Origin of the sequence: Mycobacterium montefiorense, assembly GCF_003112775.1 — a bacterium.
In the GTDB taxonomy this organism is placed as follows: domain Bacteria; phylum Actinomycetota; class Actinomycetes; order Mycobacteriales; family Mycobacteriaceae; genus Mycobacterium; species Mycobacterium montefiorense.
Genome location: NZ_BFCH01000018.1, coordinates 282,619 through 295,373, shown reverse-complemented (window position 1 = coordinate 295,373; position 12,755 = coordinate 282,619). Strand labels below are relative to the sequence as shown.

The window sequence follows — 12,755 nt, the reverse complement described above, 5'->3', positions numbered from 1 at the left end:
CAGTGCCCCCTGGGTTTGGTTTAAGTGGCACAAGCACATTCGCGATCCCTTGTCGCCAGGGCGGCCGGGCGGCTGTTGCGGACCCGACCTCTTGTCCGCGCGCCGATCTGGATCTACCGGTGCCGCGGCGGCGCACTGTTCGGCTCGCGCATCCTGATGCTCGAACATCTGGGCCGCAAGTCCGGCGTCCGGCGCTACGCCGTGTTGGAAGTGGTCGACCACCGCGGGGCAGACGTATACATCGTCGCATCGGGGTTCGGCCGAAAAGCGCAGTGGTTCCGCAACATCGAAGCTTCCCCACGGGTGCGCATCTACGTCGGCAGCCGCGCGCCCGCGCCCGCGACCGCACGTGTCCTCGACCAACGCGAAGCCGATCGCACGCTGGCCGACTACCGCAGCCGTCACCGGCGAACGTGGGAACAATTCAGGCCGGTGCTCGAAGAAACACTCGGCGTTGCGATCACCGACACCGACACTCCGCTGCCGTTGGTCGAGTTACGGCTTGACTAGTTGTGCTCCGGCCCCTTCACCGTCATCGCGGCGAAGATGGCCAAAAATACCGCTGCCGGAAGGCCATTGACGACCTTGTCGCGTACCCGGACGTGCGCGCCCACCGCCAATACGAAGTACAGCGTCAGCATCGCCGTCGTCAGCCTGGCCAGCGCGGGGAAGCGGCTGACGGACAGCAAGCCGACCGCCGCGGCCGCCTTCACCACCGGCAGCACGGGCCGAACGTTGTCCGGAAGACCGACGTCGTCCAACACTTTCTTGATCGGAGCTACCTGAACACCGCACAACACCGCGTCCACGGCATGAAACGCGCCCAGCGCCGCATAGGTCTTCGGCGAACTCAAAGCAGTCATCCGGCAATCCTATTGGGTCAATTCCGGCGGCGGCCCCGGCTGGCCATCGACCGGCTTGCGGGCTATCGCCTCTGCCTTGGCTACCGCCTGGGCGATCTTGGGATCGGACTCGGTGGAAAACCAATCGGCGATCTCGGCGTCGTCTGCGTCGGCCGCGTGTTTGGGCACGTCCTCGACCGGAGATGGCTCGAACCGGAACACCCCGTCCTCGCCCGGTGCGCCCAGCAGTTTGGTGAAACCCTGTAGCGCCGCACTGAAGTCGCTGGGGACCACCCACACCTTGTTGGCGCTGCCGCGGGCCATCTCGGGCAGCGTCTGCAGGTACTGGTAGGCCAGCATCTCCGGGGTGGGCCGGCCCGCCTTGATCGCGGCGAACGTCTTCTCGATGGCCTTGGCCTGACCTTGCGCCTGCAGGTAGGCCGCGGCACGCTCACCCTGGGCGCGCAGCATCCGGGATTGCCGCTCCGCCTCGGCGGCCAGGATCGCGGCTTGCTTGGCACCCTCGGCGGCCAGGATCTGCGCCTGCTTGGCGCCCTCGGCCTGTTTGATCGCCGCCTCCCGGGTACCTTCGGCGGTCAAGATCATCGCCCGCTTCTCCCGGTCGGCCTTCATCTGCTTTTCCATCGAGGCCTGAATCGACGGCGGCGGGTCGATGCTGCGCAGCTCGACCCGGGCGACCCGCAGGCCCCAGCGGCCGGTGGCCTCGTCGAGCACTCCGCGCAGCTGCCCGTTGATCTGGTCGCGCGACGTCAAGGTCTGCTCCAGCGTCATGCCGCCGACGACGTTGCGCAGCGTGGTGGTGGTGAGCTGCTCGACGCCGACGATGTAGTTGCTGATCTCGTACACCGCGGCCTGCGGGACGGTGACCTGGAAGTAGACCACCGTGTCGATGTTGAGCGTCAGGTTGTCTTCGGTGATGACGGGCTGTGGCGGGAATGACACCACCCGCTCGCGCAGGTCGATCCGGGCACGCACCCGGTCGATGAACGGGATGAGCAGCGTCAATTGCCCGCTGACCGTGCGGCTGTACCGACCCAGCCGTTCGATCACCGCGGCCTCGGCCTGCGGAATCAACGCAACCGACTTGGCCACCACGATGATTGCAAAGATCACCAGGACTGCCAGCAACACCAAACCAGCAACCGCACCTTCCACCGGAATTCCTTTCTCTCGCAGCGCTTTCGCAGCGCCTGTGTCGACGGGCTACTGTTTGATCACCACCGCCGTCGCGCCGTCGATGTGCACGACAGTGACCGATTCGCCGGGTTCGTAGACATCGCCGTCGTTGAACGGGCGCGCCGTCCACACCTGGCCATCGAGCTTCACCTGGCCCACGTCACGGGCGACTCGGTCAAGCACCAACGCGCGTTTGCCCTCGAGGGCCTTGATGCCGGTGGGCAGCTCGTGTGTAGGCGTCAGCCGACGCCGCAGCGCGGGCCGCACCAGCACGACCAGCAGGACCGAAACAATCAAGAACACCGCCCCGTCGGCCAGGATCGGCCAATCCGTGAACCATGCGGTGGCCGAGGCGGCCAACGCACCGCCGCCCAGCATCAACAGGAACATATCGCCCGTCAGTGCCTCCGCGCCGGCAAGAGCCAGTGCGAAGATTAGCCAGCTCAGCGCGATCGCCATGCCGTCAGAATACGCGTGATCCGCCTTTGCCGGACCAAACAACTACACTGCGAGATCATGTGGTGTCCGAGTGTTTCGCTGTCCGTGTGGGCTAACGCCTGGCTCGCGGGCAAGGCTGCGCCCGACGACGTGTTGGACGCGCTATCCCTTTGGGCGCCAAAGCAATCGGTCACCGCGTATGATGCTGTTGCAGCCGGCCACACCGGGCTGCCGTGGCCCGACGTGCACGACGCCGGGACCGTCTCGTTGTTGCAGACGCTGCGCGCCGCGGTTGGCCGGCTGACGCTGCCGGGGGCCACGGGTGCTTCGGGTCCATTGCCGGGGACGATCAACGTGGTGTTGCCGGTTCCCGGTGACGTTCGCGGCCTGGCCCCCGGGACCCAGTTCGAGCGCGACGCGCTAGCCGCCGGTGAGGCGGTGATCATCACCCACCCGGACGACCCCACCGCCGCTGTCGGGCTGGTCCCCGAGTTCTCGTACACCGATCCCGAGGAGGCCGGCGACGACGACCCGGGCTTACCGGAACTGTGCGCGCTGGCGTGGACGGTGTATTCACTGCCCGGCGCGCCGGTGTTCGAACACCACGAGCTGGGCGATGCCGAATACTCGCTGCGGTCGGCCGTGCGTTCGGCCGCCGATGCGCTCGGCGCTATCGGGCTGGGATCGGCAAGCGACATCGACGATCCGCGAGGACTTGTCGAACAGTTGCTGGAATCCGCGCGGCAACACCGGGTTCCCGACCACGCGCCGTCGCGTGCCGTGCGGGTGCTGGAGAACGCCGCACACGTCGACGCGATCATCGCGGTGAGCGCCGGGCTCAGCCGGGCCTCCGATCCGTCCGCGCACGCGGGCGGCGCTCCGACCGCGGATCGCTTCGCGGCCCGTGTCGTATCCGGGCTGGAACCGATCGGTACCCAATCATCGTCGGAGGCGCGGATCGCCGGCGACGCACTGCGACCGCTGAATTCGGTGGTGCGCTCGGCGCGAATGGCCGCGGTTAACGCGATCCTGTACTCGGCCTGGGCCGACTAACCCTCTTCTCCCGCAACGCAATGCGGCGGGCAGCACGCCGCGCCGTCGACGCTGGCAAGGCAACCCGGTACCGGGTCAGGTCCGCTGGTGCGGGCCGGAGCGCGGCTGTAGCGCAGTTCGTCGATCAAATCCGCGGCCAGCATCGCGAATCGCCGGTCGGCGTTCGGCGTGGCGGCCCGGGCCAATGCCACCCCCGCCGCCCGCGCTTGTGACTGCAATTCTTCGTCGAGGTCCCACACCACCTCGATGTGGTCGGCGACGAATCCGATGGGACAGACGATGACGGCCTTGGTGCCTGTCTCCGCCAGTACCCGCAGATGGTCAGCAACGTCGGGTTCCAGCCACGGAACCTGCGGCGGACCCGATCGGGATTGCCAGGCCAGGTCGTAATCGGCGTATCCGGCGGCCGCGGCGACCAGCCTTGTGGCGTAAGCGACTTGACGGCTATACAGACGCGGGCCGCAGCGCTCATCGGCGGCCACCGGAATCGAATGTGCGGTGAATACCAGCCGCGCCTCGCCACGCAACTCGGCCGCCAACGTGTCGGCGGCCGCCGCGATCGCGTCGGCGAACATCTCTACGAATAGCGGATGATCGAAATAGGTTCGCAGCTTGACCAACTCGGGCGCATTCGCACCTGCGGCCCGACGGCCGCGGGCGATGTCTTCGACATATTGCGTGCAGCTGGAGTAGCCGCTCCAGGCTGACGTGGTGAATACCGCAGCGCGACGAATACCATTGTCACACATGACTTTTACCGTATCTTCGACGTACGGATTCCAGTTGCGATTGCCGAAGTACACCGGCATATCCGAACCGCGGTCAGCTAACTCGGCTTCCAGTTGCGTGATCAGCGCGCGGTTGATGCCGTTGATCGGCGATACGCCGCCGAAATGCAGATACTGCTCGGCGACGTCGTCTAGCCTTTCCGGCGGTATATTGCGGCCGCGGGTGACGTTCTCCAGGAACGGTCGCACCTGCTGTGGGCCCTCTGGTCCCCCGAAGGACAGCAGCAGGACGGCGTCAAATTCCATTGCCGGTTAAAGCAATTGGGTGCTGGCGCCGCCGTCGGCGTAGATGATGGAGCCGGTGGTCGCGGGCAGCCACTCCGAAAGCAGCGCGCACACGGTCTTGGCGACCGGCGTGGGGTCTTTCATGTTCCAGCCGATCGGGGCGCGCTGGTCCCAGCCCTCCTCGAGCAGCTGCATCTGAGCACCGGCTTCGTCGCCGAGTGCGCCACCGACGATCGCGCTCATCGCGAGCGTTCGGATCGGCCCGGCGGCAACGAGATTCGAGCGCACCCCCGCCTTACCGGCCTCGCGCGCCACGAACCGGTTCACCGACTCCAGTGCGCTCTTGGCGACCGTCATCCAGTTGTAGGCCGGCATGGCCCGGGTCGGGTCGAAATCCATACCGACGATAGAGCCGCCGGAATTCATAATCGGCAGCACCGCTTTGGCCAGCGAAGCGTACGAGTACGCCGAAATGTGGATGCCTTTGGCCACGTCTTCGTAGGGCGCGTCGAAGAACGGGTTGATACCCATTCCCGTCTGCGGCATGAAACCGATCGAGTGCACCACACCGTCGAGCTTGTTGCCCTCGCCGATCTCGGCGCTGATCCGATCCGCCAACGTGTCGAGGTGCTTTTCGTCCTGCACATCGAGTTCGATCAGCGGGGCCTTTTCCGGCAGCCGATCGGCGATGCGCTGAATCAGCCGCAACCGGTCAAAGCCCGTCAGCACCAACTGAGCCCCCGCTTCCTGGGCCACCTTGGCGATGTGAAACGCGATCGACGAGTCGGTGATGATCCCGGTTACCAGGATCCGCTTGCCGTCGAGAATGCCTGCCATGTCTATGTTTTCCTTCTCTAGTGGCCCATGCCCATGCCGCCGTCCACGGGGATGACGGCGCCGGCGATGTAGCTTGCATCTTCAGACGCCAGGAAGCTGACCGCCCCGGCGACCTCCTCGGCAGTGCCGACCCGCTTGGCGGGGATGAACTCCAGCGCACCCTCCTGGATGCGTTCGTCGAGTGAGCGGGTCATCTCGGTGTCGATATAGCCCGGCGCCACCACATTCGCGGTCACCCCGGCTTTGGACAGCTCCCGGGAGATGGAGCGGGCCATGCCGATCAGGCCGGCCTTGGCGGCCGCGTAGTTGGCCTGGTTGCCGATGCCCCAGCTGCCGGACACCGAACCGATGAAGATGATCCGGCCGAATCGCTTGCGCTGCATGCTGCGCGATGCGCGCTGGGCCACCCGGAACGCACCGGTGAGGTTAGCGTTGATGACCTCCTCGAACCGCTCCTCGGTCATCCTGATCAGGAACGCATCCTTGGAGATACCGGCGTTGGACACCAGCACCTCGACCGGGCCCTGGTGCTCCTCGACCTCCTTGAAGGCGCGGTCGACGGCGTCGCTGTCGGTCACGTCACACACGACGCCGAAAAGCCCTTCGGGCGCACCCGAACCGCGGTGCGTGACGGCAACCTTGTGACCGTCGGCCGCCAGCCGCTGCGCGATCGCCAGGCCGATCCCCCGATTTCCGCCCGTCACCAGGACTGAACGCGATACGAATGCGGGTTTGCCGCCGTCGGCGGCGAGCTCGGTGGCTACGTCAGTCACCCGGCCAACTTATCGCCTCGGTGCGGCAGGGCTGCAATCTGCCCCCTTTGCGGCCGGAACATACCTCGACTCGCGGCGCTTGTCGGTGATTCTCGGCACAATTCCGCCATGGCAGACCCGTTTCTGGGCAGCGAGGCCCTGGTAGCACGCCAGCTATCTCTCGCCATGAGCTCGAGAGCCATTACCAACTGCTGGCGTGCTGGTTTGGGAAGAGCGCATCGAATGCGACGTCGCCGAAGACCATCGCGAGATCAGCTAGGTCGGTAGCCGGCGGTTGATCAGCAACGCCGACAGCGCCGCCAGCGCCAACACCAGCGCTCCCAGCCGCAGCCAGCCCACGCTGGCGTCACCTTTGATCGTCTCGTAGCCGATCTGCTCCTGCAGCGACGCGTACACAGCCTTGAGCTCCTGCAGGGTCGAGGCATTGAAGGAATTTCCGCCCGAAAGCTGGGCGACCTTCTTGAGTGTCTCGTCGTCGACCGGCACCGGCTGACGCTGGTCGTTGATCTCGACGAAGCCGTACGGGGTACCGAACGAGATCGTCGAGATCGGCACGCCCTGGTCCTTGGCGGTCCGTGCGGCGGTGAAGGCGCCCTTGGGGTTGTCCGGGTTGGTCGGCATCGTCTCCTTACCGTCGGAGAACAGCACGATGCGGGCCGGCGGCGGCTTGTCGCCGCCACCGATGACAGCGCCGACCGTGGCGATGGCCTGCAGCGCGGTGAAGATCCCCTCGCCGGTGGCGGTGCGGTCGGCAAACTGAAGCTTGTCCAGCGCAATCTTGGCCGCCTCGCGGTTGGTCGTCGGCGACACCAGCACCGTCGCGGTACCCGCATAGGCGATCAGGCCGAGGTTGATGCCCGGTGTGAGCTCGTCGGCGAATTGCTTTGCCGCCTCCTGCGCGGCGGCCATCCGGTTGGGTTCGACGTCGGTGGCACGCATCGACTGCGACACGTCGATCACCAACATCACCACCGCGCGGTTGCGTGGAATCCGGACGTCGTTCGTCGGCCCGGCCATCGCGACGGTGAACAACACCAGCGATGCCACCAGCAGGATCGCCGGCACATGGCGCCATCTAGCGGGCCGTTTGGGAGCCACGCTTTCCAGCAGCTCCATGTTGGCGAACCGCAGCATGCGTCGCTCGCGGGCCAACTGCATCAGCACGTACAGCACGACCAACCCGACAACGACGAGCAGGAAAAGGAAGAACCATGCGTGCGCGAACCCGGACAGTGACATCGCGCCGAGCAAAGGCATTGTCATAACAGACCCGTCTCGCCGTGCATGACCGCCTTGGGAAAAGCGCGAGTCACTGGCGCCCCGCCATGGCCCCACGCCGGCGGGACTCCACGAAGCGGACGATGTCGGCGATCCAGTCCCGGTCGGTGCGCAGCGTCAAAACCGGTGCGCCACAACCGCGAACCGTTCGGGCCACGTTGGCACGATGCGCCGCCGCCGCCTTGGCGAAGTCATCCCGCAGTTGCGCATCGACGGTGAATTCGCGGGTCACGCCGGTTTCGGCGTCCTGAAGCACAACGTCGCCCACATCGGGTAGTTCGACATCGCGCGGGTCGAGCACCTCGATGGCCAGCACCTCGTGGCGAGCAGCAATCGCGCGCAGCGGACGCATCCAGTTGATCGGCCCAAGGAAGTCACTGATGATCACGGCCATTCCGCGACGGCGTTCCGGGCGACGCAACGCGTCGATGGCGACCGCCAGGTCACCACGCACTCCGACCGGCGCTTTGGGCATAGTCGCGATGGTGCGCAACAGCGTCTGTTCGTGTTGCCGCCCGGAGCGGGCCGGCACCCGGACGTTGTCCGCACCATTGGTGACGAGTGCGCCCAGCCGATTGCCGCCCCCGCTGTTGAGGAATGTGATCGCGGCCGCCGCGGCGACCGCCAGGTCACGCTTTTCGCAGACCGTGGTGCCGAAGTCGAGGCTGGCCGACATGTCGACCACCATCCAGGTCTCTAGCTCGCGGTCGGCGATCATCTGCCGCACGTGCGGGTGGGTGGTGCGGGCCGTGACCGCCCAGTCCATCCGCCGGACGTCGTCGCCGGGCTGGTACTCCCGCGACTCCCCCGGCTCCGAACCCGGGCCCGGTATCAGGCCGAGGTGGTCACCGTGCAGGACTCCGTCGAGCTTGCGCCGGACGGTGAGTTCGAGCGTGCGCAGCGCCGCCGACAATTTCGGGTCATCGAGCTGTCCGCGCTGAAACGACGGCGGATGTAGCGCCGCGGACTTCGCGGCGGGGTTCGGATCGGTCACCGACTGCTAGCCGCGCCCGCAGCCTGCATCACCGGCGGAACCGAATGCCCTTGCTGCGGAACGGCATTCACCTGCGGAAGGGCGACGGTCTGCAAAATCCTGTTGATGACGACCTCAGGCGAGATTTCGTCGGCGAGCGCATCGTAGGTCAGCACCAAACGGTGGCGCAGCACGTCGGGGATGACCTCGACGACGTCTTGCGGGATCACATAGTCGCGACCGCGCACCAACGCCAGCGAACGGGCGGCCGCGATGATGCCCAATGAGGCACGCGGCGATGCGCCGAACGAGATCCACGTCTTGACGTCGTTCATGCCGAGTTGCTCGGGATGGCGGGTCGCGGTGACGACGCGCACCACATAATCGACCAGCGCGTGGTGCACGAAGTTGTTGGCCGCGACGTCCTGCAGCCGCAGCAGGTCACCGGTGTCCAGGATCTGCTTGGGCTGCGGCGGCTTAACGCCCATCCGGTAGATGATCTCGCGCTCTTCCTCGGGCGAGGGGTACCCGACATTGATCTTGAACAGGAAGCGGTCACGCTGCGCCTCGGGCAGCTGGTAAACCCCCTCGTGCTCGATCGGGTTCTGCGTCGCCATCACCAGGAACGGGCTGGGCAGCGGGTATCTCTTGCCACCGATTGACACCTGACGTTCGGCCATCACCTCCAGCAGCGCCGACTGGACCTTGGCCGGCGCGCGGTTGATCTCGTCGGCGAGCAGGAAGTTGACGTGGACCGGGCCGAGCTCAGTGTCGAACTCTTCCTTGCCCTGCCGGTAGATGCGGGTACCGATGATGTCGGTGGGCACCAGGTCGGGCGTGAACTGGATACGCGCGAACGTGCCGCCCACGACCTTGGCGAACGTCTCGACGGCCAGCGTCTTGGCCACGCCGGGGACACCTTCGAGCAGCACGTGGCCCTTGGACAGCAGACCGACCAGCATCCGCTCCACCAGCTGATCCTGACCGACGATGATCCGCTTGACCTCGAAGATGGCCCGTTCCAGGGTGTGTACTTCGGCAGCCAATCCGTCGGCGCCACCTGGCGCCGCATGGGCCCCGGGGCCAGACTGCCCGCTCGGACCCGAGTAACCGCTGGCGCCCGGGGGCGGCCCACCTGCTGCTGTCATTAACATCCTCTTCTCGGTTTAACCGATACAGCTCAAATCGAACACAACTGCCATCACGACGAATGTCGTGGGGCAGCTACGTGCCCTCGTCCAACTATTCCAGGCCCTAGGGATTCCGTCGACGCCGCGCTCCGCTGACGAGCAAATCAAACCCGCCGGGTTCGGCCGCGATCCCGACGGCACACCTGGGTCAGTACTCGATGATCCTAGTCAGGTACGGCGTCATACCGGGCTTTCGCACGGGGCTCACAGTCACCTTGGCGGCACTTCCGGAGGCCTCCAGCATTTGGCCGTTGCCCAGATACATGGTGACGTGCTGGCCGCCGCCCGGGCCGTAAAAAATCAGGTCGCCGCGCCGGGCCTCGTTGGGAGGAATGTGGCGGCCAGCGTTGTACTGGTCACCGGAGAACCGCGGGATCAGCACGCCGACACCGGCAAATCCATAACGCATCAGGCCCGAACAGTCGAAACCGTTGATGTTGGCGCCGTCGCCGACGCCCTTACTGGGGCCTTCCAGCGAGCCACCACCCCATGAGTACGGCACCCCCATCTGGGAGCCCATCCGCCGGATCACGTACTCGATGGCCTGCCGGCCGTTGGCCCGCGGGATTTTGCCGCCGGGGTTGGTCGGGGTAGCCGCGGTGGGAGCGGAATCGCCGCCGATGTTGATCCCGAGGCCGCCCAGAAATTGCTTACCGAGGTCGAGGGTGGTCTGGGTGGCCTGGGCGGTGGCCTGCAGCGAAGCGTTGGCCACGGCGAGCGGATCGCCCGGAGCGCCGGCGCTGATGGTGGCCGGCAAAGTGGGGTCCCACCCGCCGGGGTCAGCCGTGGCCGGGGCGGCGACAGACAACATCAGCCCGGTCACCACTGTGGTAATCCAGGCCAAGTTGATCAGGCGAAAACGCTTGTGCCCCATAGCTCCTCGTTAGTACTCGATGTAGCGAATCACGTACGGGGTCATGCCGCTGGTGCGCACCGGTGCCACGCGCACCTTCAGTCCGATGTCGGGGGCCTCGAGCATCTGGCCTTGACCGAGGTAGATCGTCACGTGCTGGCTGCCGCCCGGGCCGTAGAAGATGACGTCGCCGCGGCGCATTTGAGAAGACGGGATCTTGCGGCCCAGGCCGTACTGCGAACCCGAGTAGTGCGGCAGCTTGATGCCCACCCCGGCGAACGAGTACAAGACCAGGCCCGAGCAGTCCAAGCCGGTGATCCCGGCGCCAGAGTCGATTCCGTGGCTCGGGCCGGCCGCGTTGCCACCGCCCCAGGAGTAGGGCACGCCGATCTGTGACATGCCGCGACGGATCACGTATTCGGAGGCCTGCCGGCCGTAAACCCGCGGAATGCGTCCCCCGACCCCACCGGGTGCGGCGTTGGTGATCCCAGTGTCGTCGGGCTTGAGAATGCCGAGTTGCTGCAGGAAGCCCTTCCCCATGCTGGCGGTCACCTGCGTGGAGGTGGCCGAGATGCCCAGCACCTGGTTGATCACCGCGACCGGGTCACCCGGGATATTGGCACTGGGCACCATCGGCAGCGTGGGATCCCAACCGTCCCACTGGCGGCCGCCGGTGTGGGGCGCACTGGCCGGCGCGCCGGGGTCCCACCGGTCGCCCGTCGTTGGTGCACCGCCGCCGTTTCCGGTCGACCAATGCGCGGACGCGAGTTGGGCCTGCTGCAGTTTGGCCTGGGCCGCGTCCCGCTCGGCGGCCAACTGGTCGATCTGCTCACGCTGTTCTTCAAACTTGTGCTTCGAGGTGGTGAGCGCAGCGACCGCGGCATCCTGACTGGATTTCGCGTCGGCAGCAGCCTTTTCGGCCTTTTGCTTGGCCAGCCGCGCGGCCGACTCCTTGTTTACCTGCTCGGTGCGGGCCCGCTGCAGGTTGTCCATCACCGTTTGGGAACTGGTCGCCAGGGTCCTCGAAGCGGATTCGGTGGCGATGATGTCTTCGGGGCTAGTCGCGGTCAGGTAGCTCCCCGACGGACCATTCATGTAGGTGGCCGCCGCGAACGTGTTGAAACGGCTTTGGGCCGCAGCGATTGCCGCGTTGGCATCCTTGACCGACTGCTGGCTGACCTCGACGTCATGCTGCGCGGTGGTCACGCCGTCCCGTGCGGTCTCCACATCGACCAGGGCCTTGTTGACGGCCTCTTGCTCCGACTGGATTTCAGCACTCAGGTTTTCCAGACGCTGGTTGGCCTTGGCGACATTCGCGATCAGCGCGCCGAGGGTGTCGGCGTTCGGATCACCTTGCGCCAGACCCGGTGTGGTGACGAGCATGGCCACGCTCAGGACCGCTGGAATGACCGGACGGACCAACCTCGCGGCCGGTCGCGCAGCTGGGCCCCGGCGTGTGCGTCTCATTCGACTTAGCTCCCCTTGGGCTTAACACGGACGGCGGCGCCAGACACATTTACCTCTATAAGCGCCAAAGAAAACACGAGCATCATTTGCACCGTACGTCACACCGGTCGCCGGGGAAACGCTCGTCACAAATCGCAACCCTCTACGTGCGTTTAATGTGACCGAACGGTGACCTACGCGATTTGCCGCAGACGATTGTGAGTCGTCCCCAGCCCAACCGGCCGAGGCGAACGTGGGAGGTTAGATGCCCTCGACGGGCTGTGCTACGTCAGCCTCTTCGGCATCGGCCGAGGTTGCTGACCGTCGGCTGCGCAGCTGCAGGAATCGGGCGCCGACGGCCGCCGCGAGCACGCCGATAAGCAAGAAAATGGTCAGCCCGGTCCAGGGGAACTCGGGGCTTTCCAGCTCGTGCAAGAAATGTTGCGCCGAGACCACCGGATTGCCCGTCTTGGCGATGTCTTCGCCGGCTTCAAGGGTGACGCGGGGGAAGTGCGTGCTGTAGCTGCCCACGTAGCTCGGGCTGAGTGTCAAGACGGTGGCATCGGGATAGTCGGCGCCGACCACGGTCGAGATATCGCGCAACGGGGTGTCGTTCGGCGGATTGTGGTCGAGCAACACGATTTTGAGATTGATACCTGCGGCATGAGCGTGGTTGACCACATCGAGAAGGGCCGGCACGGCATCCGGCGGCGCGCTGACCGCGGAGGTCGCGACCTGAGCTTTGACCGCCGTCATGTCGACGTCTTGCGGAATGTAAGCGGGCAGAACCGGCTGTAGGAAGAAGGTGGTCTGAGCTAGTTCAACGAACGATCCTTGCCCGGTCACTGTGTGCCTCCTCCCT

The 12,755-nt window shown here is 65.9% G+C and carries 14 protein-coding genes; 2 read left to right on the top strand and 12 right to left on the bottom strand.

Annotated features, from left to right (window positions below; translation table 11 throughout):
* Positions 1-24: 24 nt before the first annotated feature.
* Positions 25-510, top strand: a complete 486-nt coding sequence (locus DB708_RS14085) for a nitroreductase family deazaflavin-dependent oxidoreductase (protein WP_108922754.1) — start codon at positions 25-27, stop codon at positions 508-510.
* Here the strand turns inward: DB708_RS14085 and DB708_RS14080 are convergent.
* Genes DB708_RS14080 through DB708_RS14070 form a run of 3 tightly spaced genes read right to left on the bottom strand, consistent with a single transcriptional unit; the run spans position 507 to position 2,498 of the window.
* On the bottom strand, positions 507-863 hold the full coding sequence (locus DB708_RS14080; RefSeq protein WP_108922752.1) for a DoxX family protein: 357 nt from the start codon (positions 861-863) through the stop codon (positions 507-509). The two genes, DB708_RS14085 and DB708_RS14080, sit on opposite strands and share 4 nt — an antisense overlap.
* A 9-nt stretch (positions 864-872) precedes the next feature.
* Positions 873-2,018, bottom strand: coding sequence for an SPFH domain-containing protein (locus tag DB708_RS14075; protein ID WP_108922751.1), 1,146 nt, complete (start codon positions 2,016-2,018; stop codon positions 873-875).
* A gap of 48 nt (positions 2,019-2,066) precedes the next feature.
* Entirely contained in the window at positions 2,067-2,498 is a 432-nt protein-coding gene (locus DB708_RS14070) for an NfeD family protein (RefSeq protein ID WP_108922749.1), read from the bottom strand.
* Between the two features lie 57 nt (positions 2,499-2,555).
* On the opposite strand from DB708_RS14070, the gene DB708_RS14065 reads away from it, so the two are divergent.
* Positions 2,556-3,530, top strand: a complete 975-nt coding sequence (locus DB708_RS14065; protein WP_108922747.1) for a hypothetical protein — start codon at positions 2,556-2,558, stop codon at positions 3,528-3,530.
* On the opposite strand, the gene DB708_RS14060 is transcribed toward DB708_RS14065, so the two are convergent.
* The 9 genes from DB708_RS14060 to DB708_RS14020 all read right to left on the bottom strand — a co-directional run bounded on the left by DB708_RS14060 (position 3,527) and on the right by DB708_RS14020 (position 12,739).
* Positions 3,527-4,564, bottom strand: a complete 1,038-nt coding sequence (locus DB708_RS14060) for a ferrochelatase (RefSeq protein ID WP_108922745.1) — start codon at positions 4,562-4,564, stop codon at positions 3,527-3,529. The genes DB708_RS14065 and DB708_RS14060 overlap by 4 nt on opposite strands.
* A 6-nt stretch (positions 4,565-4,570) precedes the next feature.
* The gene (gene inhA / locus DB708_RS14055) at positions 4,571-5,380 is read right to left on the bottom strand and encodes an NADH-dependent enoyl-ACP reductase InhA (protein ID WP_108922743.1); all 810 of its coding nucleotides are present in this window, start codon (positions 5,378-5,380) and stop codon (positions 4,571-4,573) included.
* A 17-nt stretch (positions 5,381-5,397) separates the two neighbouring features.
* Positions 5,398-6,153: a 3-oxoacyl-ACP reductase FabG1 gene (fabG1, locus tag DB708_RS14050; protein ID WP_108922741.1), complete on the bottom strand. Its 756-nt coding sequence runs from the start codon at positions 6,151-6,153 to the stop codon at positions 5,398-5,400.
* Positions 6,154-6,408: 255 nt separating this feature from the next.
* Positions 6,409-7,416, bottom strand: a complete 1,008-nt coding sequence (locus DB708_RS14045; protein ID WP_108922739.1) for a VWA domain-containing protein — start codon at positions 7,414-7,416, stop codon at positions 6,409-6,411.
* Between the two features lie 46 nt (positions 7,417-7,462).
* Complete coding sequence (locus DB708_RS14040; protein WP_108922737.1) at positions 7,463-8,425, bottom strand: DUF58 domain-containing protein; 963 nt, start codon at positions 8,423-8,425, stop codon at positions 7,463-7,465.
* Positions 8,422-9,552, bottom strand: a complete 1,131-nt coding sequence (gene moxR1 / locus DB708_RS14035; RefSeq protein WP_108922735.1) for a chaperone MoxR1 — start codon at positions 9,550-9,552, stop codon at positions 8,422-8,424. Before moxR1 ends, DB708_RS14040 begins: the two co-directional genes overlap by 4 nt.
* A gap of 190 nt (positions 9,553-9,742) precedes the next feature.
* Entirely contained in the window at positions 9,743-10,468 is a 726-nt protein-coding gene (gene ripB / locus DB708_RS14030) for an NlpC/P60 family peptidoglycan endopeptidase RipB (protein WP_108922733.1), read from the bottom strand.
* A gap of 9 nt (positions 10,469-10,477) precedes the next feature.
* Positions 10,478-11,914, bottom strand: coding sequence for an NlpC/P60 family peptidoglycan endopeptidase RipA (ripA, locus tag DB708_RS14025; RefSeq protein ID WP_108922731.1), 1,437 nt, complete (start codon positions 11,912-11,914; stop codon positions 10,478-10,480).
* Between the two features lie 240 nt (positions 11,915-12,154).
* Positions 12,155-12,739: an Rv1476 family membrane protein gene (locus DB708_RS14020; protein ID WP_338103956.1), complete on the bottom strand. Its 585-nt coding sequence runs from the start codon at positions 12,737-12,739 to the stop codon at positions 12,155-12,157.
* Positions 12,740-12,755 lie beyond the last annotated feature (16 nt).

Coding starts and splice junctions, on each gene's coding strand:
- DB708_RS14080 (WP_108922752.1), bottom strand. CDS start 863: ATGACTGCTTTGAGTTCGCCGAAGACCTATGCGGCGCTGGGCGCGTTT.
- DB708_RS14070 (WP_108922749.1), bottom strand. CDS start 2,498: ATGGCGATCGCGCTGAGCTGGCTAATCTTCGCACTGGCTCTTGCCGGC.
- DB708_RS14065 (WP_108922747.1), top strand. CDS start 2,556: ATGTGGTGTCCGAGTGTTTCGCTGTCCGTGTGGGCTAACGCCTGGCTC.
- DB708_RS14060 (WP_108922745.1), bottom strand. CDS start 4,564: ATGGAATTTGACGCCGTCCTGCTGCTGTCCTTCGGGGGACCAGAGGGC.
- inhA (WP_108922743.1), bottom strand. CDS start 5,380: ATGGCAGGCATTCTCGACGGCAAGCGGATCCTGGTAACCGGGATCATC.
- DB708_RS14045 (WP_108922739.1), bottom strand. CDS start 7,416: ATGACAATGCCTTTGCTCGGCGCGATGTCACTGTCCGGGTTCGCGCAC.
- moxR1 (WP_108922735.1), bottom strand. CDS start 9,552: ATGACAGCAGCAGGTGGGCCGCCCCCGGGCGCCAGCGGTTACTCGGGT.
- ripB (WP_108922733.1), bottom strand. CDS start 10,468: ATGGGGCACAAGCGTTTTCGCCTGATCAACTTGGCCTGGATTACCACA.
- ripA (WP_108922731.1), bottom strand. CDS start 11,914: ATGAGACGCACACGCCGGGGCCCAGCTGCGCGACCGGCCGCGAGGTTG.